The sequence below is a fragment of the Pseudomonas sp. Wu6 genome (assembly GCF_019891515.1).
Classification (GTDB): domain Bacteria; phylum Pseudomonadota; class Gammaproteobacteria; order Pseudomonadales; family Pseudomonadaceae; genus Aquipseudomonas; species Aquipseudomonas orientalis_A.
In genome coordinates, this window is sequence record NZ_JAFLXH010000010.1 from 76149 (window position 1) to 97611 (window position 21463).

General features: G+C 61.4%; 11 protein-coding genes and 2 pseudogenes. 7 read left to right on the forward strand and 6 right to left on the reverse strand.

The features are described 5' to 3' along the window. Positions 1-9 precede the first annotated feature (9 nt). The 4 genes from J1G34_RS09495 to J1G34_RS09510 all read right to left on the reverse strand — a co-directional run bounded on the left by J1G34_RS09495 (position 10) and on the right by J1G34_RS09510 (position 7452). On the reverse strand, positions 10-900 hold the full coding sequence (locus J1G34_RS09495) for a hypothetical protein (protein WP_065892494.1): 891 nt from the start codon (positions 898-900) through the stop codon (positions 10-12). A 64-nt stretch (positions 901-964) separates the two neighbouring features. Further along, complete coding sequence (locus J1G34_RS09500) at positions 965-2623, reverse strand: hydantoinase B/oxoprolinase family protein (protein ID WP_065892495.1); 1659 nt, start codon at positions 2621-2623, stop codon at positions 965-967. Positions 2624-2636: 13 nt separating this feature from the next. Continuing rightward, positions 2637-4721 (reverse strand): hydantoinase/oxoprolinase family protein, encoded by a 2085-nt coding sequence (locus tag J1G34_RS09505; protein WP_065892496.1) that lies wholly within the window; start codon positions 4719-4721, stop codon positions 2637-2639. Positions 4722-4896: 175 nt separating this feature from the next. Beyond that, on the reverse strand, positions 4897-7452 hold the full coding sequence (locus J1G34_RS09510; RefSeq protein ID WP_242522254.1) for a LuxR C-terminal-related transcriptional regulator: 2556 nt from the start codon (positions 7450-7452) through the stop codon (positions 4897-4899). Positions 7453-7933: 481 nt separating this feature from the next. Between J1G34_RS09510 and J1G34_RS09515 the strand changes: the two genes are divergently transcribed. The 5 genes and pseudogenes from J1G34_RS09515 (at position 7934) to J1G34_RS09530 (ending at position 15372) form a co-directional block, all read left to right on the forward strand. Then, positions 7934-9574, forward strand: a complete 1641-nt coding sequence (locus tag J1G34_RS09515) for a methyl-accepting chemotaxis protein (RefSeq protein WP_065896547.1) — start codon at positions 7934-7936, stop codon at positions 9572-9574. A gap of 246 nt (positions 9575-9820) precedes the next feature. Continuing rightward, positions 9821-10495 (forward strand): annotated as a pseudogene (locus J1G34_RS27635) (PAS domain-containing protein); the annotation flags it as partial. Positions 10496-10600: 105 nt separating this feature from the next. Then, positions 10601-11035: pseudogene (locus J1G34_RS27640) on the forward strand (methyl-accepting chemotaxis protein); the annotation flags it as partial. An 85-nt stretch (positions 11036-11120) separates the two neighbouring features. Then, positions 11121-12890, forward strand: coding sequence for a putative bifunctional diguanylate cyclase/phosphodiesterase (locus tag J1G34_RS09525; RefSeq protein WP_222993868.1), 1770 nt, complete (start codon positions 11121-11123; stop codon positions 12888-12890). A 76-nt stretch (positions 12891-12966) separates the two neighbouring features. Beyond that, positions 12967-15372: a TonB-dependent receptor gene (locus J1G34_RS09530; protein ID WP_222993870.1), complete on the forward strand. Its 2406-nt coding sequence runs from the start codon at positions 12967-12969 to the stop codon at positions 15370-15372. Positions 15373-15490: 118 nt separating this feature from the next. On the opposite strand, the gene J1G34_RS09535 is transcribed toward J1G34_RS09530, so the two are convergent. Together J1G34_RS09535 and J1G34_RS09540 are read right to left on the reverse strand one after the other, a co-directional pair. After that, positions 15491-16831 (reverse strand): LLM class flavin-dependent oxidoreductase, encoded by a 1341-nt coding sequence (locus J1G34_RS09535; protein WP_065892501.1) that lies wholly within the window; start codon positions 16829-16831, stop codon positions 15491-15493. A gap of 1 nt (position 16832) precedes the next feature. Continuing rightward, positions 16833-19025, reverse strand: a complete 2193-nt coding sequence (locus tag J1G34_RS09540) for a TonB-dependent receptor (RefSeq protein WP_222993872.1) — start codon at positions 19023-19025, stop codon at positions 16833-16835. Between the two features lie 207 nt (positions 19026-19232). Between J1G34_RS09540 and J1G34_RS09545 the strand changes: the two genes are divergently transcribed. Next, complete coding sequence (locus J1G34_RS09545) at positions 19233-20273, forward strand: substrate-binding domain-containing protein (RefSeq protein WP_122561033.1); 1041 nt, start codon at positions 19233-19235, stop codon at positions 20271-20273. Between the two features lie 62 nt (positions 20274-20335). Further along, positions 20336-20950 carry a TetR/AcrR family transcriptional regulator gene (locus J1G34_RS09550; protein WP_065887195.1) on the forward strand — a complete coding sequence of 205 codons (615 nt, stop codon included), beginning with the start codon at positions 20336-20338 and terminating at the stop codon, positions 20948-20950. Positions 20951-21463 lie beyond the last annotated feature (513 nt).

The following is a 21463-nucleotide window of genomic DNA, read 5'->3' on the forward strand; positions in this document are numbered from 1 at the left end:
GTGCCAGGGCTAGAAGAACTTCACCAGCGCCATGGTCAGTTCAGTGGAGCGCGGCAGATTGGCGCTGCGGTAGTAATCGAAATTCATATTGGCGGACAGGAAGAGCTCTTGTTGGGCAAACCCGGTGTAGGTCATGGAGGGGCCGATCTTTCCCACACGCGACGATGCAAAGCTTGCGGCCGCGCGGTTATTGACGTGGTAGACGTGATGCACGCCCAGCCAGAGGTCATCGCGCACCAGGTAGCCTGCGGCAATGTCGGCGAACCAGTAGCTGATGCCGCCACGCAGCTGGCGCAGGTCGCCGTCCCCCAGGTCGGTGGAGTTGCGATTGCGTGCGGCGTAATGCACGCCGGCGGGGGTGAAAGTGGCGGCGAATTTGCCCTGCCGCCAATAGTTGGCCACGCTGAAACTGACCGCGTAACGGTTGGCAAAGGCACCGTAGCCGGCGACCTCGTTGTTGCCGTTGGGAAACTCGACCATCAGTGTCGGGTTGACCCAGAACGTGGTGTAGTCCGCAGCGCCGTAGGCACTGGTGGGTTCAAGCACGTTGTAGTAGTAGGCGAGGCCGAGATTGGGGGAGGCAATTCCCCATGGGCTGGTGTTCTTCGCACCTTGGGTACTGGCGTAACCCGGGACGGCGCCCACCCAGAACTGCAATTGATCGCGGGTGGTGTCGGTAAAGCCGGTTTCGGAAAAGTACGCCAGCACCGTGTTGCCGCCAGCACGTACATTGCCTTCGGCGTCGCGGTTGAACACGGGAAAGGTTTCCAGGGCCCAGCGCCCGGGCAACCCGGGTTGTCCAAAGCCAATGAACTGTTCGGCGTGGGCCGAAGGGCTGTTGCCCAGCACCAGCGCCAGCGAAACCACAGCGCCGAAGCGCGTCAACGGATGTTGCAACATGACGATTCCCTCTTATTGTGTAGGTGAACGCATGGGAAGGCCGCCGCTTGGCGGCGGGTTGGGGTCAGGGCATGACGCCGTACACGGCGTAGGCCGTTTGTTCGTCGAGGTAGCCATTCTTCAGGTCGTTGCGCACGGCGGCGGGGTCGCGTGCGGCCGGCGGTCCGTAGCCCCCGCCGGCACCGGTGCGTACGCGTACCAGGTCGCCGGCATTGAGCGGCACTGCGCTGGCCATGGCGTAGCGTTGCGGCGGCTGGTCACCGCGCAGGACTTCGACGTAGTTGGGCGTGCCGTCCAGACCCTCTTGCAAGCCCCATGGTGGTACGACCGAGCGGGTGTAGCCGCAGGTCAGGAAGCTGCCGTCGGCCCGCACGCGGTAGTCGATGCAAATGCCGCGACCGCCCCGGAACTGCCCATGCCCGCCCGGTTCGTCGTTCAACGCCATGCGTTCCACGTACAGGCCGTAGCGGGCCTCGCACACCTCAACCGGACAGTTGTAGGTTTCGCCGTGCAGCCCGGAATAAACGGCGTTGTTGCCATCGCGTCCGGGCTCAGCGCCCCAACCACCAATCTCTGGCTCCACCAGGGTAAAAACGCGGCCGGTGTCCGGATGCCGACCGCCGATAATGGTGGCGCAGACCGAAGCGAAGTTGCCGGCGGGCAGCCGATTGGGGAACCGCTGGGCCAGACAGCGCAGGATCAGGTCATGCACGCGGATCAGGTTCTCGAAATAGAAGCCTTCAGCCGCCGGTGACTGGGCATCGAACAGCGAGCCCGGACGCGTCAGCACCGTCAGCGGACGGAAGGTGCCGCCGTTGGTGATGCCCTGCGGTGCCGTCAGCGCCTTGAAGACCATCTGCGCCGCCACCACGGCGCCGTCCCGGCTCAGGTTGGTTGGCCCTGCGCACTGGTCGGGGTTGTCGCGCAAGTCGATAGTCAAGGTGTGGTCATGAATGTGTACGGTGACCTTGAAGAGGCTGCCGTCGTCCTGCGGTTCCTCCAGAAACAGGCTGGCATTGGGCAGCTCCATCAGGGCCTTGCGCGAAACCTTTTCGCCCAAGTCCATGAAGTCCTGCATGGCCATCAGGAACAGGTCCGTGCCGTATTTGGCGGTCAGCTCACGCAGGCGCAAGGCTCCACTGCGCACCGCTGCCACGCCCGCCCACAGGTCGCCCTCCATGAAGTCCGGCATGCGCGTGTTGGCGCGAAGGATCTGCAACACGGAGCGAATCGGTTGGCCGCGGCTGATCAGCTTGACCGAGCACAGGCGCAAACCTTCCTGGAAGATATCGGTGGCCTGGGTCGACAGCGACCCAGGCACCATGCCGCCGACATCGTTCCAATGGGCAATGTTGGCGGTCCAGGCCACACGCCGCCCGTCGGCGAACACCGGCATGGCCAGCACCACATCATTGAGGTGGGTCACAGCGCCGCTGTGAGGGTCGTTGCAAATGAAGACATCGCCGTCCTGGATATCGTCGGGGCCGGTATGGTGCAGCAGGATCTGTTTGACCGCCTTGTCCAGCACGCCGACAAAGGCCGGGATCCCGGCCCCGGAACTGGCGATGTCACCGTGGGTGTCGGTGATGCCGGTGCCCATGTCCAGCACCTCGTAGATCACCGGGCTCATCGCCGCCTTGCGCATGGCGGCGAACATCTCGTCGGCAATGGCTTGCAGCGAGTTCTGGATAATGTCGCGGGTGAAGATGTCGAGTGTATGCATGGTGATATCCCCGTCAGCCGTTGAGCGTGATGTGCAGGTTGCCGAGGCGGTCCACGAGCACGTGGTTGTGCGGGTGAACCACGACGGTGGTGCCGGCGTCTTCAATCACGGCGGGGCCGTCAAAGCACATGTACGGCTCCAGCAGGGCGTAGTCATAAATGGCCGCTTCGTGAATGCCGTCCGTGGCGTAGTCGACTTGGCGTTGGCCCTTGCGGGCGGCGTCAATCGTGCGCCCGGTGACGGGGAGGGCCTGGGGGATCAACTTGTCGATTTGGGCGACAGCGACCAGATGGAAACCGACAATCTCCAGCGGCGCCTCGAGGCGATAGGTGTAGTGCTGTTCATAAAGCGTGTGGAAGCGCTGTGCGATGTGTTTCCAGTCACTGTCCAGGCGTTCATCAAGGCCCAGCGGTACTTCCACCGAATGCTCCTGGTTCTGGTAACGCAGCTTGCAATGCACCTGAAGTTCGACCCGCTCCGGGGGCACAGCCTCGGCCGTGAACTGCTCGCGGGCGCTGGCCACCAGTTCCTCCAGGAACGCTTGGGTGTGCTCCAGGGCCTGTGACTGCGTGGTGTCAACAAAGCGATTGATGAACAAGTCACGACGCAGATCCGAAAGCGTCATGCCCCATGCCGAGAACACCGAGGCCCCACGGGGGACGATGACCTTTTTAACCCCCAGTTCCTGGGCCAGGGCCACTGCATGCAGTGCACCTCCACCGCCAAAGGCCATCAAGGTCAGCTCGCGTGGGTCGTGGCCACGGCTCAATGACACCAGCTTCAAGGCGTTGACCATATTGTTGTTGGCCAGGCGTATTACGCCGCGTGCGATCTCATCGGCAGGCAGTTGCAGGCGCTCGCTCAGCGCGTTGAAACCCTGGGCGACGGCCTTGACGTCGGCGCTCACTTCGCCGCCGCAGAAGTACTGCGCATTGATGCGGCCCAGCGCCAGATTGGCGTCGGTGGTGGTGATCTCGGTGCCACCTTGGCCATAGGCGGCCGGGCCGGGCACGGCGCCGGCGGACTGTGGGCCGACATGCAGCTTGTCGAATGCGTCGACCCAGGCGATGGAGCCTCCACCATTGCCGATTTCCACCAGGTCCACCACCGGCACCATGATCGGGTAGCCCGCATTGATTCGGTCGCGCTCGATCCAATAGTCCGTCTTGATCGCAACCTGACCGTTGCGGATCAGCGCGCATTTGGCCGTGGTGCCGCCGATGTCCAGCCCGAGCAGGTTGGGCTCATCGATCAACCGGCCCAATTCGGCCGCTGCCCAGAAGCCACTGGCCGGCCCGGACTCGACCATGGTGATAGGGATATCGCGGGCATGGGCCACGCTGTCCACACCGCAATTGGACTGCATGATGTACAGCGGCGCCTGATAGCCCTCGCTGCGCAGGCCAGCCTCCAGCTCATCCAGGTAGCGGGCGGCGATCGGTTGCACATAGGCCGAGAGGGCCGTCGTACTGGTGCGCTCGTATTCGCGCCACTCGCGGGTGATCTGGTGCGAGGCAACCACCGAGACCTCGGGCCACAAGCGTTTTACCTCGTTCAACACCGCCTGTTCGTGGCTGGGGTTGGCATAGGCATGCAGCAGGCAGATGGCGATCGCTTCAACGCCATCGGCACGCAAGCCCTCAATCATGGCCGGCAGTTCATCCAGCGCCAACGGCTCGCGTTCGCGCCCATCGGTGCACAGGCGTCCGGCAACTTCCAGGCGTAGGTAGCGCGGCACGAACGGGGCGGGCTTGACCCACTTCAGGTTGAAATAGTCGGGCCGGTTGGCGCGTGCGATTTCCAGGATGTCGCGAAAACCTCGTGTGGTAATCAGGGCGGTTTTGACCCCACGGCGTTCGGTCAAGGCGTTGATGACCACCGTGGTGCCATGGGCGAGAAAATCAACCTGCGACAGGGTGACCCGAGCCTTGCGGATCACATTGAGAATGCCCTGGGCAAAGTTCGGCGGGGTGGTATCGACCTTGGCGGTACGGATCGTCTGTTGACCGGTGACGGGATCGTTCTCGAAGTACACCAGATCGGTGAAGGTGCCCCCCACATCGGTCGCGACGCGCACAGTCTTGCGGTTTGATTGCACAGTGCATCTCCTGAGGTTTGTTGTTCTTGTCAGGCACAGGAGATGGCCGCCGTCGCGACCCTCCTCTGCGGATGGTCACGATGCTAGGCAGGGCCTCGGGCAGGTTGCTACGGGCGGGGCGGGTAAGGGGCGGGCAATCGCGCGTTGCCCCTACCCAGGTGGGTAGGTTTGCGGCTCAGAGCGAGGTGTCGAGATAGCCTTCGCGCAGTGCCGCGCTGATGGCGGCTGTGCGGTTGTCCACTCCCAGTTTGGCGAACAGGTGCTTGAGGTGAAATTTCACGGTGTTTTCGGAGATATCCAATGCGATCGCGATCGCTTTGTTGGATTGACCCTGAGACAGCAGGCTCAGCACCTGGCGTTCCTTTGCACTCAACACGCTGTGTGCGGGCATGGGATGTGCCCGCCAGCCGCGCAATCGCTTGATCACCGAGGTGAGCATCGGTGGTGGCGCCGGATAGTCCAACAACGCGGGCAGCAGGCTCGGCCCGACTTCCAGGAGCAATCCTGGCAGGCCATGCTGGATGATCGGGGCCAGGGTCTGTTCGGTGTCCTCGGCATGAAGCGTGCGCACCTTGCCGCTGGCGGCCAAGGCCATCAACCTCAAGCGCCACGCCGGCAGGAGCAACGCTTTTGTCTCCATCTGCGCGGCGACACGTTGCAGGCGGGTCAGCGCGGCAGCCGAGAGGCCGCTCTGCAACTGCAGACGGGCCAATGCCAGCGTGGCGGCTTCTTGACCACGCCAATCCTGGGCACAGTTGGCGATGCGCTCCAGGTCCATCTGTAAAAGCGCCTGGCGGGCGATAGGCAGTTGCCCTCCCTGCACCCACGCATCGATACGCCAGGCCTGCACCAACCTTGATAAACGTGGCCATTGGCGGGCATCAGCCAGTTGGTCGACATGGTTCAGTTCCAATAGAGCCGCGTGCAGGCCATGGCTACGCAACCGCGTGCGCCAGGTGAGTTCAGCCGTTACGGCGACAATATCCAGCCAACCGTCGGCATGCTCCAGCGCGGCCCAGCCGTCCTCGAGCCAAGGCCGGGTCTGCGCCCATTCACTTTGCCAATACAGATGCCTGGCCTTGAAACAGCCCACCAGCGCCCGCAATGAACTTTCCTGGCCGAATTGCCGGGTGGCAAACGTCAGGGCCTGCTCCAGCAGCACACTGGCTTCATCGATACGTCCAGCGAGTGCCAGGGCTTGCGCCTCGTGAATACGGCAATAGTTTTCGCCGCGTGGGCTGGCAATGACGCGCATTTTGACGTGTGCATCTCTGATGGTGCGCAAGCTCGATTCCAGTTCGCCGCGTGTCAGGGCGGCCAGGGCCAGCACGCACTCCAGGGTGGCTTGCGCGAGTGTCTGGTCGAGGGCGGAGGGGCCGGCATGGACGCTCAGGGTGTCGGCGTCAAGAGTGTCCAGGTGGTCGTGATAGGCCGCTGCGAGGGTCTGGATGACGTGAAAGTCGCGGGCCAGTCGCGCGTCTGCGGCGACCTTGCCGCTGGCGCGTTGCAGCAACTGCGTCGACAGCGCGTGATCGCCCAGCTTGGCGTGCAGATAGGCCTGGAGCAGCAGGAGATCGGGATGGCTGTTGCATGTGGCGGCATCGAACTGTTGCAGCAGACCTTGGGCGTAGCGGATGCCATGGTGCAATACCAGCTCCCACCCCCCGGCGCTGACCACCAGGCTCACCGCCAATGGGATGTCGTCAGCCTTGAGCGCATGGTGAACGGCCTGGCTCCAATCCTTCTGGCCCGCGAGCCAGTGTGCCGCAGCGCAATGAATAGACTGGCGCTGCCGGCTGTTGACGCGCAGTCGCAGGAAATCCCGCAAAAGGGTGTGGTAGCGAAACCATTGGCGCTCCGGATCCAGCGGAATCAGCAAGGTGTCCAGGTGGGCAAGTTGTTGCAGCCGTTCGGCACTGTCATGACGACCACCCACCGCATCTGCCAGGTCGGCATTGAAGCGTTGCAGCAGGCTCGTCTGCAGCAGCAGTGACTGGCAGTCTTCGGACAGGCTAGTGAATATGTGCGTGGTGAGGTAGTTGGCGACATCCGCCACACCGCCGGAGAAGGCGGTCAGACCATAAATCGAACCGTCGTTACTCGTGCGCCATAAGCGGGCCAGTTGCACTGCCACGGCCCACCCTTCGGTGGCCTTGTGTACCTGGCACAAGGCAGCGGCGTCCAGATCAGCGCCGAGAATGCCACGGGTTTCTTCAAGGGACAGGGTCAACGCCTGTGCACAGACTTCGTGTACCCAACCCTTGGCTTTCCAACGTGACAATGGCCAGTCCGGTTGTGCGCGGCTGGCCACCACCCAGTGCAGCCAAGGCGCCGCATGCTCCAGCAAATGGCTCAAAATGGCGCTGACCTCGGCACTGGCAGCGAGATGGTAATCATCCAGAAACAGGGTGACTACCCGGTTTTCCCGGGCAAGTGCCTGCAACAAGGCATTGAGTGTGCGTCGTGGCTGCACGTCCATCGCCTGTGAGGCCGCCAGAGAGGGCAAGTGCGCCAGTTCAACCCCAGCCTGGTCCAGGGACAGGATCAGGTAGGCCAGAAAACGGTTGGGTTCGACATCAGCCTCATCCAGCGACAGCCAGGCCGATACCGTATCGGGCGCTTGTTGCCGCACAGCTGCATGCCATTGCATCAGCAAGGTGGTTTTGCCATAGCCCGCCGGAGCCGTCAGCAACGTCAGCGGGACAGGCGCGTTCTGCTTCAGGGAAGCCAACAGCGTTTCTCGCGCAACAGATGTCGGCAACACCTGCGGCGGCGTCAGCTTGCCCACCCAGTACCCTGCGTTTGTTGAATGGGAGGAGGGAGTTTGATTCATCGTGAGCGTCACTGGTGAAGAGGTTTTGGCATTGTTGTAACAGCAAAGTCGCGGAGGCATGGGTTAACTGTGTTACAGCTTTTGCATTCAAGGGGGTATAACCGGAGTGACTCCAGACCCCGCTGCCCTCGCGGCCGACGCCTTTGATCCCAGGGGCCATACCGAAAATAAATTCATTTGTTTTCTGCAAGCTCGCTCTTTTCCAACCTGACCCATGCCCGCGTGATAGCACTGAGCTATCAATGCAGTGCGTAATACTCAATGGATTGGTTATCCGGCATCGACGTATCTTCAACCCACCCAGCGTGATTGGCTCACCGCGCCCCTCGCGTCATCCGCATCAATCCAGTCCCATGACGGGCATATTTCAGAGTAAGCCATGAAGAAAACGCTTTCGTTGGCCACACGCATAGGGCTGAGTTTCGCAGCCATCCTGGCGCTTCTGACGATGATCACAGCCATCGGCATTCAGCGTGTTGGCTTCATCGATGCCACGTTGGGCGATGTCGGTGAAAACGCGGCAAAGGTGCAGCGCTACGCCATCAACTTCCGTGGCAGCGTGCATAACCGCGCCATTGCTATCCGGGATGCGGTGCTCGTGACCAGCGACCATGATCTGGACACATACTTGTCGCAGATCAAAGCCCTGGAGCAAGCCTACGCCGACTCGGCGGCGCCGATGGATCAGTTGTTCACACGCGCAAGCGTGACGGGCGAAGAGCTTCGACTGCTGACCGCAATCAAAGAGATTGAACAACAAACCCTCACATCCACCCAGGCGGTCATTTCACTGCGCCGAGCGGGGGACATTCCCGCAGCCCAGGCGCTGCTGATGCGTCAAACGTCTTTGGATTACAGCGAGTGGTTAAAACGCGTGAATGCGCTGATTGACTATGAAGAGGCATCCATCAAGGCCAAGCTCGGCGCGGTGCAGGAAACGGCCAGCCAGTTCAGTACCCTGATGTTGATCGCGACCGGCATTGCCCTGCTGCTGAGCGTCACGTTATCGGCGGTGATTATTCGCTTCGTTAAATCGACATTGGGCGCGGAGCCCACTGAGGTGGCGTTGGCCATTGAGCGTCTGGCGGCGGGTGATCTGAACCAGACGATTTCCACTGATTACCCCAAGAGCGTGATGGGGGTGCTCAAAGACGCGCTTGTGCACTTGGCGCAGACTATTCAACAAGTGCGCGGGGCAGCCCAGGAGGTCAATCATTCCTCCATCCAATTGTCGGCCACCTCGTCAACCAACAATGACCAGATCAACCTGCAAACCCATGAAGCCGAGCAGGTGGCTACGGCCATCACGCAAATGGCCGCGACGGTCAGCGAAGTATCCGGCTATGCCGCGCAGGCGGCTGATGCTTCCCGCCTGGCCGACATCGAAGTGGAAAACGGTAATCGATTGGTTGCCAGCACTGCCGTTGCCATTGAGCAACTGGCAATAATGCTGGATCAAACCACGGGTACCGTAAATCAGGTATCCAAATACAGTGAAAATATCGGGTCAGTGATCGATGTCATCAACTCCATCGCTTCTCAAACCAACCTGCTGGCACTGAACGCTGCTATTGAAGCGGCGAGGGCAGGAGAGCACGGGCGCGGATTTGCGGTGGTCGCTGATGAAGTGCGCTCGCTGGCCAACCGTACTCAGCAGTCCACCGAGGAAATTCGGGAGATGATCAGCACGCTGCAATTGGGGACGGAAGCCGCTTCGCAAACCATGCGCAACAGTTGCGAGCTGGCAAGCCAAACCGTCACACAAACCCGCAGCGCGCAGAGTGCGCTGGCCAGGATCAGCGAGCAGGTTGGCGCCATCAGTCATATGAATGCCCAGATTGCCAGCGCTTCCGTACAGCAGAGTGGCGTGGCCGATGATGTCGCTCAAAACATCAACCGTATTCACGGCTCCACCGTGCAATCAGCCACTGGTTCGCATCAGGTTGCAACCGCCAGCATGGAACTCTCGCAGCTGGCGGATCGCCTTACGGCGAAAGTGGCTTTCTTCACGGCCGCTTAGGGCGCCAGGTTGGCGCAGGACGGCGTCGTTGACACGTCGGGGGCGCAGGTCGGTACTTTAACCTCCCATCATTTATCTGCGTCGAACGGCCTCAATATCATGCAGGCGGTGCCGATAGACTTGTTATGACCCTATAGGCGGTTTTCCATGTTCAATACCAAACTCAAGAACCAGCTTCACGCTCAAACGGCAGAGCTGTTGGAGCTGCGCCAACTGCGCGATGGCCTGAACCGCGAAATGCTGACGATGAGTATCGACCCGGCATTCAAAATTATCGCCTGCAACGAACATTTCGCAGGCGCCTTGGGCTACGACCAGGATCGGCTCCTGGGTCGCGCCATGGCTGATGTTGTTCCGCAGTACGTATCCAAGCTCCCATGCTTCCACAACTTTCGAGCAGCGGTAGCGGCGGGTAAGTCCATCTCTGATGAATACCGATACCTGCACGCCGACGGTTCCCTGGTGTGGCTTCACGCACATTGGCAACCGGTAAAGGATGAAAATGGCAAGTTGAGCCATGTGACCTGCCATGCCACGAACATCACTTCGCGCGTGGAACAAGCGTCGGAAAATACATCCTTCATCGATGCATTACTTCGTTCGACGGCCGTGATCGAGTTCGATCTTTCCGGGCATGTACTCATGGCCAATGAGCAGTTCTTGAAAGCGATGGGCTACAACCTGAACCAGGCAAAGGGCAGTCACCACCGTATTTTCTGCAGGCCGGATGAAGCGTCGTCGCAGAAATACAAGGAGTTCTGGTCTACCTTGAATAAGGGTGAGTTTGTCGCCGGGCGATTTGAGCGTGTTGACAGCAGCGGTAGGACGGTATGGCTGGAAGCGACGTATAACCCGGTTTATGACACCGAAGGAACGCTCTGCAAAGTCGTCAAGTTTGCGACGGTTATCACCGACCAGGTTGCGCGTGAACAGGACGTCAGTGAAGCAGCCCAAACGGCATTTGAGATCTCCCAGCAGACGGATGTGACTGCTCAGCGCGGAGCCGTCGTAGTCAACGATACGATGCACACCATGCGTAAAGTCGCGGGTGATATGCAGGCGGCCTCCGGCGGGGTAGAGGCGCTCGGCAAGCAGTCGTTGTTGATCAGCTCGATCATTCAGACGATCAGCAGCATTGCGCAGCAAACCAACTTGCTGGCATTGAATGCGGCGATTGAAGCTGCTCGCGCAGGTGAGCAGGGGCGAGGCTTCGCTGTGGTAGCCGATGAGGTTCGACAACTGGCCGGCCGCACCAGTACCGCGACTGAAGAAATCGCATCGGTTGTGTTGCAGAACCAGAAGCTGGTGGAACAAACCGTCGCTGAGATGGCAAACAGTAAGTCCCAGGCGGAGCAAGGCCTTGAACTTGCCACGCAGGCAGGCCAGGTCATTGTTGAAATTCAGGATGGCGCCAAGAGAGTCGTCGAGGCGGTGGGCAGGTTCGCGACTCAAGTGGCTTAGGTCGCGCAGGAATCGTCGGTCGCACTGCGTATGCATTGGACGTCGAACAATCGTCCTCTATCTCATTACCTTCGTTGAGAGTCTGATGGAACACGCTGAAGATCTGTCAACCCTTGAGCAACGTCGTCTTCTGCGTATTCGAGAGCTATGTCTGCTCGACGATCAGCGCGATGGTACGTTTGATCAAATCGTTGCGCTCTGTGCTGAATACTTCCGGGCACCCATCGTGCTCATTTCAATTGTGGATGAACACAAACAGTGGTTCCGCGCCAAGGTCGGCGTGAGCATCAATGAAACGCCCCGCAGCGAATCTTTCTGTGCTTATACCTTGTACTCCCATGAGCTTCTCGAGGTGCTGGACGCGACGCTCGATCTGCGTTTCCAGGACAATCCCCTGGTCACCGGGCTTCCAGGCATCCGCTATTACGCGGGCGCGCCCCTGACCACTGACGACGGTTTGGGTCTTGGCGCTCTGTGCGTGATCGACACCGTCACTAGGCCAATGATGAGCGAGCAAGATGCCTCAATGCTCAGGCATCTGGCTGGACTGGTGATGAGTCGAATCATTGCGCTCAGATCGGAAAACTATGTTGACCCGGCCACAGGCCTGTACAACCGCGCTCGGCTTGAGAGCGACATCGGCAATGCTCAGAATCGCGCAGAAGTCTGCAGTATCGTCGTGATTGATGTGATCTCTCCCGACTTTTTGAACGAGATAGTCAAGACGTTGGGCTATGAGTTTTCCCTGGAATTGATGCTGGCTATCAAGGAGCGCCTGTTAGGGATTGTCCCATCCGAATCGCGGCTTTACAAAATCAGCCCTACACGGTTCGGCCTTATTTTGCCGTACCCCATTGCAGAAGCTGTCAGCAAAGCCATTATCAATGACTACATCACGCCGGTACTGTGCCACGACATTCCTTTGCAGATGACCGTCGGCGTGGGCTTGTTGAAACTTGAGAGGGCAGGCAAGTCGCCGCATGAGTGTCTGCGCCTGGCGATCAGCGCCGCCGATGATGCCCGGGATCGAATGGTTGGCTGGGGTTACTACGAAGATAAACTGGACGCCGCGCAGCAGCGCACTTTTATTATCCTGAGCTCGCTGGCAACGGCTATAGCCAGTGATGAACAATTTCGAATGGTCTACCAGCCTCGTATTGATATAGGCAGCGGAACATGCACGTCGGTCGAGGCGCTACTGCGCTGGGAGCACCCGCTTCTGGGGGCAATCGGACCTTCGGAGTTCATCCCGCTGGCTGAAAAAACAGCGTTGATGGGGCAGATCAGTCTGTGGGTCTTGCGCAACACGATCGACCAGGCGGCTCAGTGGCAGCGTGAGGGTTTGAATTTCAAGGTGTCGATCAATGTCACGGTGCAGGATATTGAGTCTTCAATATTCATAAGCGCGCTGGCCCATAGGGTTCGACAGGTTGATTTCGATCCTCGGTTACTGGAAGTGGAGTTGACTGAAAGCGCCCGCATCGGTGATTTCGACAGCGTGCTGCTCCATCTCAATCAGCTGCGTGCGTTGGGTATCGAGATTGCCATTGATGACTTCGGAACCGGCTACAGTAACTGGTCCCACCTGCAACGGCTGCCCGCCAGTGTCGTTAAGTTGGATCGTTCACTGATTGAAAACCTGGTTCAGCAGTCCAGGAGTCAGCGTCTGGTACGCACAATTATCAAACTTGCCCATTCGTTGGGGTACCGCGTGGTGGCTGAGGGTGTTGAGACCCTTCAAACGTATGAGCTTGTCAGCGGGTGGGGCTGTCATGAGGTTCAGGGATATTTGATCGCAAGGCCGATGGAGGCGACGGCGATACCTGGGTGGCTATCCAATCGCGCCCAGGAATAATTATTCAACTGCAGGCTGTCCCTTTTTTTCACCTCGCCTGTCATTCCAGGCAGTGAATAAAATCGAGAGCCTTCCCATGCCCGCAGTCCCCAACCTGTCCTTGCGTCCCTTACTGAAACTGAGCCTGATGCTCAGCCTCAGCACCAGCCCGCTGTTCGTCCCGTTCAGTTACGCCGAAGACACCGCCGCCCGTCGCAGCTACCAGGTACCCGCCGGCAGCTTGAGCGCGGCGCTGACGCGTTTCGCCGGGCTGGCGGGGGTCAACCTGTCGGTCGATCCGGCGTTGGTCAGCGGCCGCAGCAGCAGTGGCCTGTCTGGCGATTACGCCGTGGAGGAAGGCTTCGCGCGGTTGCTGCAAGGCTCCGGCCTGCAATTGCAACCGATGGGGGAGCAGGCGTATGTGCTGGTGGCGGTGCCGGAGGGCGCGAGCCTGCAATTGGCGCCGACGTCGATCGTGGGCACCACGGGGCTGGCCGACGGCGACACCTATGCCGGTGGTCAGGTGGCGCGTCGTGGTTCGCAAGGGCTGCTGGGCGCGCGGGACTTCATGGAGACGCCGTTCAGCATGACCACCTACACCGCCGATGCGGTGAAGAACCAGCAGGCGCGCACCCTCGGCGATCTGATCGCCAGCGACCCTTCGGTACGCGCCACCAACCCGGCCGGTGGGCGTTATGAGCAGTTCACCATCCGTGGGTTCAGCCTGTTCAACAGCGATGTGGCCTACAACGGCCTGTACGGTGTGTTGCCGACTTACACCATCGACATGGAAATGGCCGACCGCGTCGATATCCTCAAGGGCCCGACGCAGTTGATCAATGGCATCTCCCCACGCGGCAGTGTCGGCGGCGGGATCAACGTGGTGCCCAAGCGGGCTACCGACAAGGACATCAATTCGTTCACCGGCAGTTGGGCTTCCGACAGCCAGGCCGGTGGCGCGGTGGATATCGGGCGTCGGTTTGGCGAGGACAACAAATTCGGCATCCGTTTCAACGGGGTGAAGCAGGCCGGGGACACAGAGTGGGACCATCAGTCGGTCGACCGCGAAATGGCGGTGCTTGGCCTGGACTTTCGCGGCGAGCGCCTGCGCCTTTCCACCGATATCGGCCGTACCGAGCGCGACACCGACGCGCCCCAGGAGCGTGTGCAGGTCGGCGCCAATGCCAGGGTGCCGAGCGCCAATGACGTGCGACGCAACTACGCGCAGTCCTGGAGCAAGGCCAGTACCAAAGACACCTTTGGCACGGTCAACGGCGAGTTCGACCTCAGCGACAGTGTGATGCTGTACGGCGGGGTAGGCGCACGCAAGAGCAACCATGACTTCCTGCGCCACGCGGTGTCGGTCACCAATAACGCTGGGGATTTCAGCGTGCTGCCGCGTGATTTTACCCGCGATGAGAACGTGCGCACCGCCACTGCCGGCGTGCGCAGCTGGTTCCACACCGGGCCGGTCAGTCATGAAGTCAACCTGGCGGCCAGCTACTTCTACATGGACTTTGAAAACGGCGGCGCGCGGTATGCCGCGGCGCCGAGCAACCTCTACAACCCGGTCCAGACCCGGGTGCCCTCGCGGCCGACGCGCTTTGATTCCAAGGTCTATACCGAAAACACCTTCAGCGGCGTGGCCTTGTCCGACACCCTGGGCTTTTTCGACGACCGCTTGCTGTTGACCCTTGGCGCGCGCTGGCAGCGGGTGCAGGTGGATGACTGGACCGACAACGTCAAAGGCGCCACCGCCTACGATGAAGAAAAGATCTCGCCCTCGGGTGGCGTGCTGTTCAAGGCCACCGACAAGCTGTCGTTGTACGCCAACTATATGGAAGGTCTGAGCCAGGGCAAGGTCGCACCGTCCACCTCGATCAACGAGGACGAAATCTTCCCGCCCTTCATCAGCCGCCAGATCGAAGCAGGCGCCAAGTACGACGCCGGTGCCTTTGCCGTGACCGCCGCGGTGTTCCGTATCAGGCAACCGGCGTATGAGACCAACGCCACCTCGCGGGTGTTCGGCCCCAACGGCAAACGCCAGAACAATGGGATGGAATTGAGCGTGTTCGGCGAACCGCTGAAGGGGTTCCGCCTGCTCGGCGGGGTGATGGTCATCGACAGCGAATTGACCCACACCACCAACGGCACGTTCGACGGCAATCGCGCGCCCGCCACGCCCAAATACAACGTCAACCTGGGCGCCGAGTGGGACGTGCCGACGCTGGAAGGCCTGACCCTGACCAGTCGCGGCATTTACTCCAGCTCACAGTACCTGGACCAGTCCAACGTCAAGCAGATTGACGCCTGGAACCGCATCGACGTGGGCGCGCGCTACGCGTTCAAGGTCGATGACAAGCACATCACCCTGCGCGCCAATGTGGAGAACGTCGCCGACAAGCGCTACTGGAGTTCGGCCGGCGCCTCGGATGACAGCGAGCCGGGATTGACCCTGTCGACACCGCGTACCTACCTGTTGTCGGCCACCGTCGATTTCTGAGGGATGTAAACACATATCAACCTGTGGGAGGGGGCTTGCCCCCGATGGCTTTCTGTCAGGTATGAATTATGTGGCTGACACACCGCCATCGGGGGCAAGCCCCCTCCCACATTTGATCTCATAGCGCCCGGGATCGAGTAGTGCCAAGACGATTTGCGGGCCGTGCCAAACCAAGGTTTTCCCGCAGTGTGGTGCCGCTGTATTCGCGACGAAACACGCCGCGCCGTTGCAGTTCCGGCACCACCCAGCGGGCCACGTCCTCCAGCCCGCCCGGCAGGTGCGGCACCAGGATATTGAAACCATCCGCCGCGCCGTTTTCGAACCAGTGCTGCAGTTCATCGGCAATCTGCTCCGGCGTGCCGATCAGGCTGTAGTGACCGCGTCCGCCGGCAATCCGCCGCCCCAGTTGCGCCAGTGTCAGTTGTTCACGATGGGCCAGCTCGCTCAACAGTTGCTGGCGGCTGCGTTGCCCGCTGTCGGTCAAGGGCAGCGCCGGCAACGGTCCATCCAGCGGGTAGCCGGACAGGTCGAAATTACCCAGCATGCGTCCCAGCAACGCCACGCCCACCTGGGGCTCGACCAGTTCCTGAAACGTGTCGAATTTCGCCCGGGCCTCGGCTTCGGTCTGCCCGACCACCACCAACACGCCCGGCATGATTTTCAGCGAGTCCGTCTCGCGCCCATAGCGGCCCATACGTCCCTTGAGGTCGCGGTAAAACGCCTGGGCATTGGCCAATGAGGTCTGCGCGGTAAACACCACCTCGGCGGTCTGCGCCGCCAGTTCACGGCCGGTTTCCGAAGAGCCGGCCTGCACGATCACCGGCTGGCCCTGGGGGGAGCGCGCCACGTTCAGCGGGCCTTTGACCTGGAAATGCTCGCCCACATGGTCCAGTACATGGCATTTGAGCGGGTCGTAATAGCGCCCGCTGGCCTTGTCGCGCACGAAGGCGTCGTCGTCCCAGCTGTCCCACAACCCCGTCACCACTTGATGAAACTCGCGCGCGCGGCGGTAGCGTTCGGCATGGCCCAGATGCTCATCGCGGCCGAAGTTCAGCGCTTCGGCGGCGTTGTCCGAGGTCACCAGGTTCCAGCCTGCGCGGCCGCCGGACAGGTGATCCAGCGAGGCGAATTTGCGCGCCACGTGGTAGGGCTCGTTGTAGCTGGTGGTGGCGGTGGCGATCAGGCCGATATGCTCGGTCACGGCGCTGAGCGCCGAGAGCAGGGTGAGCGGTTCGAAATGATCCGACCGCGCCATCCGGCTGGCGACCTCACCGGTGGCGGCGGCAATGCTGTCGGCCACGAACAGGGCGTCGAACTTCGCCGCTTCCGCTACCTGTGCCAGGTGCTTGTAGTGGGCGAAATCCAGCCCGGCATTGGCCGGCACATCCGGGTGGCGCCACGCGGCCACATGGTGCCCGGTGGCCATCAGGAACGCGCCGAGTTTGAGTTGACGGCTCATGCTAGAAATCCTTGCGCAGTTGCACGCCGACGTAACGTTCATCGTCACGGGGCACGGCGCGGTAGATGTAGTTGCCGCCGCTGGCCAGCAGCGGTGAGTAGGACTTGTCGGCCAGGTTCTTCGCCAGCAGTGCCACGCGCCAGCCGTGGGTGTAGTCGGCCAGGGCCACGCTGGCGTTCCAGATGCCATACGCACCTTGCTGGGTATCAAGGTTCTGGCTGATGTCGTACTGCACTTCGCTCTGCCAGCTGTAGTCGGTGCCCAGTTCGATATCCAGGCCGTTATCCAGGGGGATGCTGTAGTCGGCGCGCACGTAGCTTTTCCAGTCCGGGCTGTACGGCAGGGGTTTTCCATTCACGTTGCAGGTGGCCGCCGCGCCCGGCGGGCAGGCGAATTGGTCGATGCGCGCACGGGTATAGGCCAGGGCGCCGGAGAGCTTGAGTTGCTGGGTGGCCTGCAGCGCGTAATCGAGCTCGACTCCTTCGGTGCTGACGCTGCCGGCGTTGATCAGGCGCGTCACCACCTGGCCGGCGACGGTGTCGAAAAAGTTGGCCTGGTAATTGTCGTAGGCGCTGTGGAACACCGCCAGGTTGGTGGTCAGGCGGTTGTTCCACGCGCTGGCCTTGATCCCGGCTTCCCAGGTGTTGGAGGTTTCCGGTTTTAACGCCTCGGTGTCACGCGGCTGCATGTTGAAGAACACGTTGTACGCCGGGCCTTTGTAGCCACGCGAGTAAGTCAGGTAGCTGGTGACGCTGTCGCTCAGGTCGTACTGTACACCGAGGCGGCCCGACCACCCGTCCTCGTCCACCGAGCCGGAACTTGCGGTGGCCGGTTGAATGCCGCTGACGGTGGTGGACGAGGTGGACACGCGACGGTGGTCGTACTTCAAGTCGTCATGGGTATAGCGCAACCCGGCGATACCGCGAAAGCGCGAGGTGAAGTTGAGGGTGGTCTCGCCGAACGCCGCGTAGCTGTCGCTGGTGGTGCTGTAGTCGGCGATGCCCCGGTCGGTGCGCGTAGTGGTGGTGAGGGTGCGCCGGTAGGTTTCCTCGTCCTTGCCATGCATGTAGAACAGGCCACCGACGTACTCGAGGAACTCGCCCTTGGGGGAGGCCAGGCGCAGTTCCTGGGAGTATTGGTCGAACGCCAGGTCGCCCTTGTCGGCGGTGCCGGGGAAGGCGGCGCTGACCGTGCCGAGGCGGTCGCCGTCCTGATACTGGGTGTTGTCCCAGCCGCGCCAGGCGGTGATCGACGTCAGGGTGTAGTCGCCCAGGTTCCAGTCCAGTTGGGCCGACAGGCCCTTGTTGGTGTCTTGCACATGGCTGCGGGTATCGGTGTTGATGTCGCGGTTGTCACTGGAGGCGCGAACCGGGCTCAACGCATTGCCGAACGCCGGGCTCAGGGGCTGGCTGACCACGCCATTGGGTGCGTCATCGTGGGACTGCATGTAGTCGGCGATCAGGGTCAGCTTCACGTCGTCATCGGGCGTGAATTCCAGTTTGCCGCGGATGCCCTTGTGGTTGTAACCGTTGACCTCCTGGCCATTGTGGCGGTTGTCGACGTTGCCGTCGTAGCTGCCGAACAAGGTACTGATCGAACCCTTGAGTACCTCCGGCACCAGGCTGCCGCCGATACCGAAGCGGGTGCGGCTTTCGTTGCCGCTGTAGAACGACTGGTCGATAAAACCATGGGTCTGCTCAGTCGGCGCCTTGCTGGTGATGTTCAGTACCCCGGCCGAGGCGTTCTTGCCGAACAACGTGCCTTGCGGGCCGCGCAACACTTCGATGCGCTCCAGGTCCAGCAGGTCGAGGGTGGCCTGGCCGGGGCGTGCGTACACCACGCCATCGATGACCGTGGCCACCGTCGGTTCGACGCCGGGGGAGGTGGAAATGGTGCCCACGCCGCGTACGAACAACGAGGTGTCCTTGTTCGAAGCGCCGGTGCGGAAATTCAGCGACGGCACTTGCTGCGCGATGCTCGCCACGCCATTGCGGTTGTCGCGTTCCAGTTGTTCGCCGTCGAGCACCGAGACCGCCACCGGGACTTTCTGCAGCGACGCTTCGCGGCGGGTCGCGGTGACGGTAACGGCTTTGAGCGTGAGTTCCGGTTCGTCGCCGGCAAAAGCGCCGGCGACGGGAAGGGCGCTCAGGCCAGCCAGAAGCAGTAAATGGGTGTGCCGTGGAAAAATGTGCATGCGATGCCCGCTCGAAAAGTGCCCTGGTCCGCTGCGGTTCTGCGACCGCCAGCGCCTGTGTGGATGTCTTGGGCATTCGCTCGAGCGAGTAGCAGACAATGCGCGTTGTTAGCGCTAACATCGGCATTATTGAAGGCTCGCGTTTAGAGCGTCAAATACTAAAAAATTAGTTTTATATTCTTTTTGGTTTTTTACTGGATGTCCTCCGTGACTGAAGCAAAACCGCGCAAACGCCGTGGCGCCGGCCGCGTCACCCTGAGCACCGTCGCGCGCCAGGCCGGGGTGTCGGCGATCACCGTGTCGCGGTATTTCAATCAGCCGGAGCAAGTCTCGCCCGAGCGCCGCGAACGTATTGCCGAGGTGGTCGCCGCACTGGGCTATGTGCCGAATCTGGTGGCCGGTGGCCTGGCCTCCGCACGGGGCCGCATCGTGGCGATGGTGATCCCGAATATCTCGGGGCCGATCTTCGCCAATACCCTCCAGGGTTTCAGCGATACCCTCAGCCGGCATGGCTACCAGCTGTTGCTGGCGTCCAGTTATTTCAGCGCCGAGCAGGAAGAAAGTGCGGTGCGTGCCTTTCTCGGCTGGTCGCCGGCTGCGCTGGTGCTGACCAGCCGTTTTCACAGTGCGGGCACCGAAAAGATGATCGCCGATGCCGACATCCCCGTGGTCGAAACCTGGGACTACGTGCCCGAGCGCAAGCCGTTGCAGATCGGGTTTTCCCACTATGAAGTCGGCGTGACGGCCGCGCGTTACTTGCACGCCAAGGGCTACCGACGCATTGCTTTCGTGCACAACAGCGCCGCGGGGGACCTGAGCGCGCGCGAGCGGGGCGAGGGGTTTGCTGCGACCCTGATCGAACTGGGCGTGCAGCCCTGGGTCTTCGCTCCCGACGCCGACCGCGCGCCCTTTGAGGCGGGCAAGCAGGCGATGGAAAGCCTGATGAGCCATGCCACACCGCCCGACGCGATCTTCTTCGCCAATGACAACCTGGCCGCCGGCGGCTTGCTGGCAGGGCAGCGTGCCGGGTTGAAAATCCCCCAGGACTGCGCGGTACTCGGTTTCGGCGATTACCCGTTTGCCGAAATGCTGTTGCCGAGCCTGAGCACCATCAAGCCGCCGGCGTTGGACATCGGTGTGCTGGCGGCCACGCGGATACTGGAAAGCCTTGGCGTACTGCCGGTGGTGGATGAGGTACAGCGCTTGAACCTGTTGGACTGCCGCCTGATCGAACGCGAAAGCGCCTGAGCTTTATTTGCGGCCCAGGGGCAATTTGGATAGGGTGCAAGCCTGCCCACAAGGACGTTCCCATGACTGAACCTGCCCCTAAAACCCGCCGCGCACCCAAGGGTGAAAAACGCCGCGAAGAGCTGCTGGACGCGGCCTTGCAGGTGTTCTCCCTGGAGGGCTACAGCGGCGCCTCCGTGGCCCAGGTGGCGGCGATTGTCGGTATTTCCGTGGCGGGCCTGCTGCATCACTTTCCCAGCAAGATCTCGTTGTTGATGGGCGTGCTGCAACGCCGCGACGAAGTCAACCAACGGATTGCCGATGAAGTACGCGCCGAGAAGTCGTTGAGCGGGTTGCTTGGCAGCCTGCGCGCGATCAACCGCTCGAATGCCACCGCGCCTGGTGTGGTGCGCGCATTTACCATTTTGAATGCGGAAAGTCTGCTTGATACGCAACCGGCGTGGGGCTGGTTTCAGGAGCGCTATGCGGGGATCCAGCGACGACTGCAGGGGCAGTTTGCCGACCTGGTGGCGGCGGGGGAGGTACGCAGTGACGTGGACATTGCCGGGCTGGTGGAAGAAATTTTGGCCATGATGGATGGCCTGCAGATCCAGTGGCTGCGCTTTCCGGAGCAGGTGGACCTGGTGGCGCGGTTCGATGCCTACATTGCGCGGGTCGAAGCGGCCATTAGAGCCTGAGTCGATCCCGGTCCAAATGTGGGAGGGGGCTTGCCCCCGATGGCGGCCTCTGGGCCGACCAGGATGCTGGATCAGACCGAGTACATATCCGGTTCTGCGGTCACGGCTGCTTAGGGTTCCGCCCTTACGGCGGCTCACTTTTGAAAAGCGCAAAAGTAAGCAAAACGCTCTTGCCCCACCACTCGGCACCTCGCCCAGGCTCGGTGTGCCCGAACGCAGGCTTGAATCCGTGGGCCGCCGCCACGCGCCATCCATGGCGCGGGGCGGCTAACCCGGCGTCCTGCCGGGTTACCCACGGATTCAAGCCTGCGTTCGGCCAGCGTGGTTTAACGGGGCGCCTGAGATCAAGATCAAAAGCAGATCAAGATCAAGAGCGGCTCGCTTCGCATCGTGGATACCCGATTGATCGTTCCCACGCTCCGCGTGGTAATGCATCCCGTGACGCTCTGCGTCACCTGTACGCATTGAGTTGCCGGCGGAACGCGGAGCGTCCCAGGCGGCATTCCCACGCAG

Coding starts and splice junctions, on each gene's coding strand:
- J1G34_RS09495 (WP_065892494.1), bottom strand. CDS start 900: ATGTTGCAACATCCGTTGACGCGCTTCGGCGCTGTGGTTTCGCTGGCG.
- J1G34_RS09500 (WP_065892495.1), bottom strand. CDS start 2,623: ATGCATACACTCGACATCTTCACCCGCGACATTATCCAGAACTCGCTG.
- J1G34_RS09515 (WP_065896547.1), top strand. CDS start 7,934: ATGAAGAAAACGCTTTCGTTGGCCACACGCATAGGGCTGAGTTTCGCA.
- J1G34_RS09525 (WP_222993868.1), top strand. CDS start 11,121: ATGGAACACGCTGAAGATCTGTCAACCCTTGAGCAACGTCGTCTTCTG.
- J1G34_RS09530 (WP_222993870.1), top strand. CDS start 12,967: ATGCCCGCAGTCCCCAACCTGTCCTTGCGTCCCTTACTGAAACTGAGC.
- J1G34_RS09535 (WP_065892501.1), bottom strand. CDS start 16,831: ATGAGCCGTCAACTCAAACTCGGCGCGTTCCTGATGGCCACCGGGCAC.
- J1G34_RS09540 (WP_222993872.1), bottom strand. CDS start 19,025: ATGCACATTTTTCCACGGCACACCCATTTACTGCTTCTGGCTGGCCTG.
- J1G34_RS09550 (WP_065887195.1), top strand. CDS start 20,336: ATGACTGAACCTGCCCCTAAAACCCGCCGCGCACCCAAGGGTGAAAAA.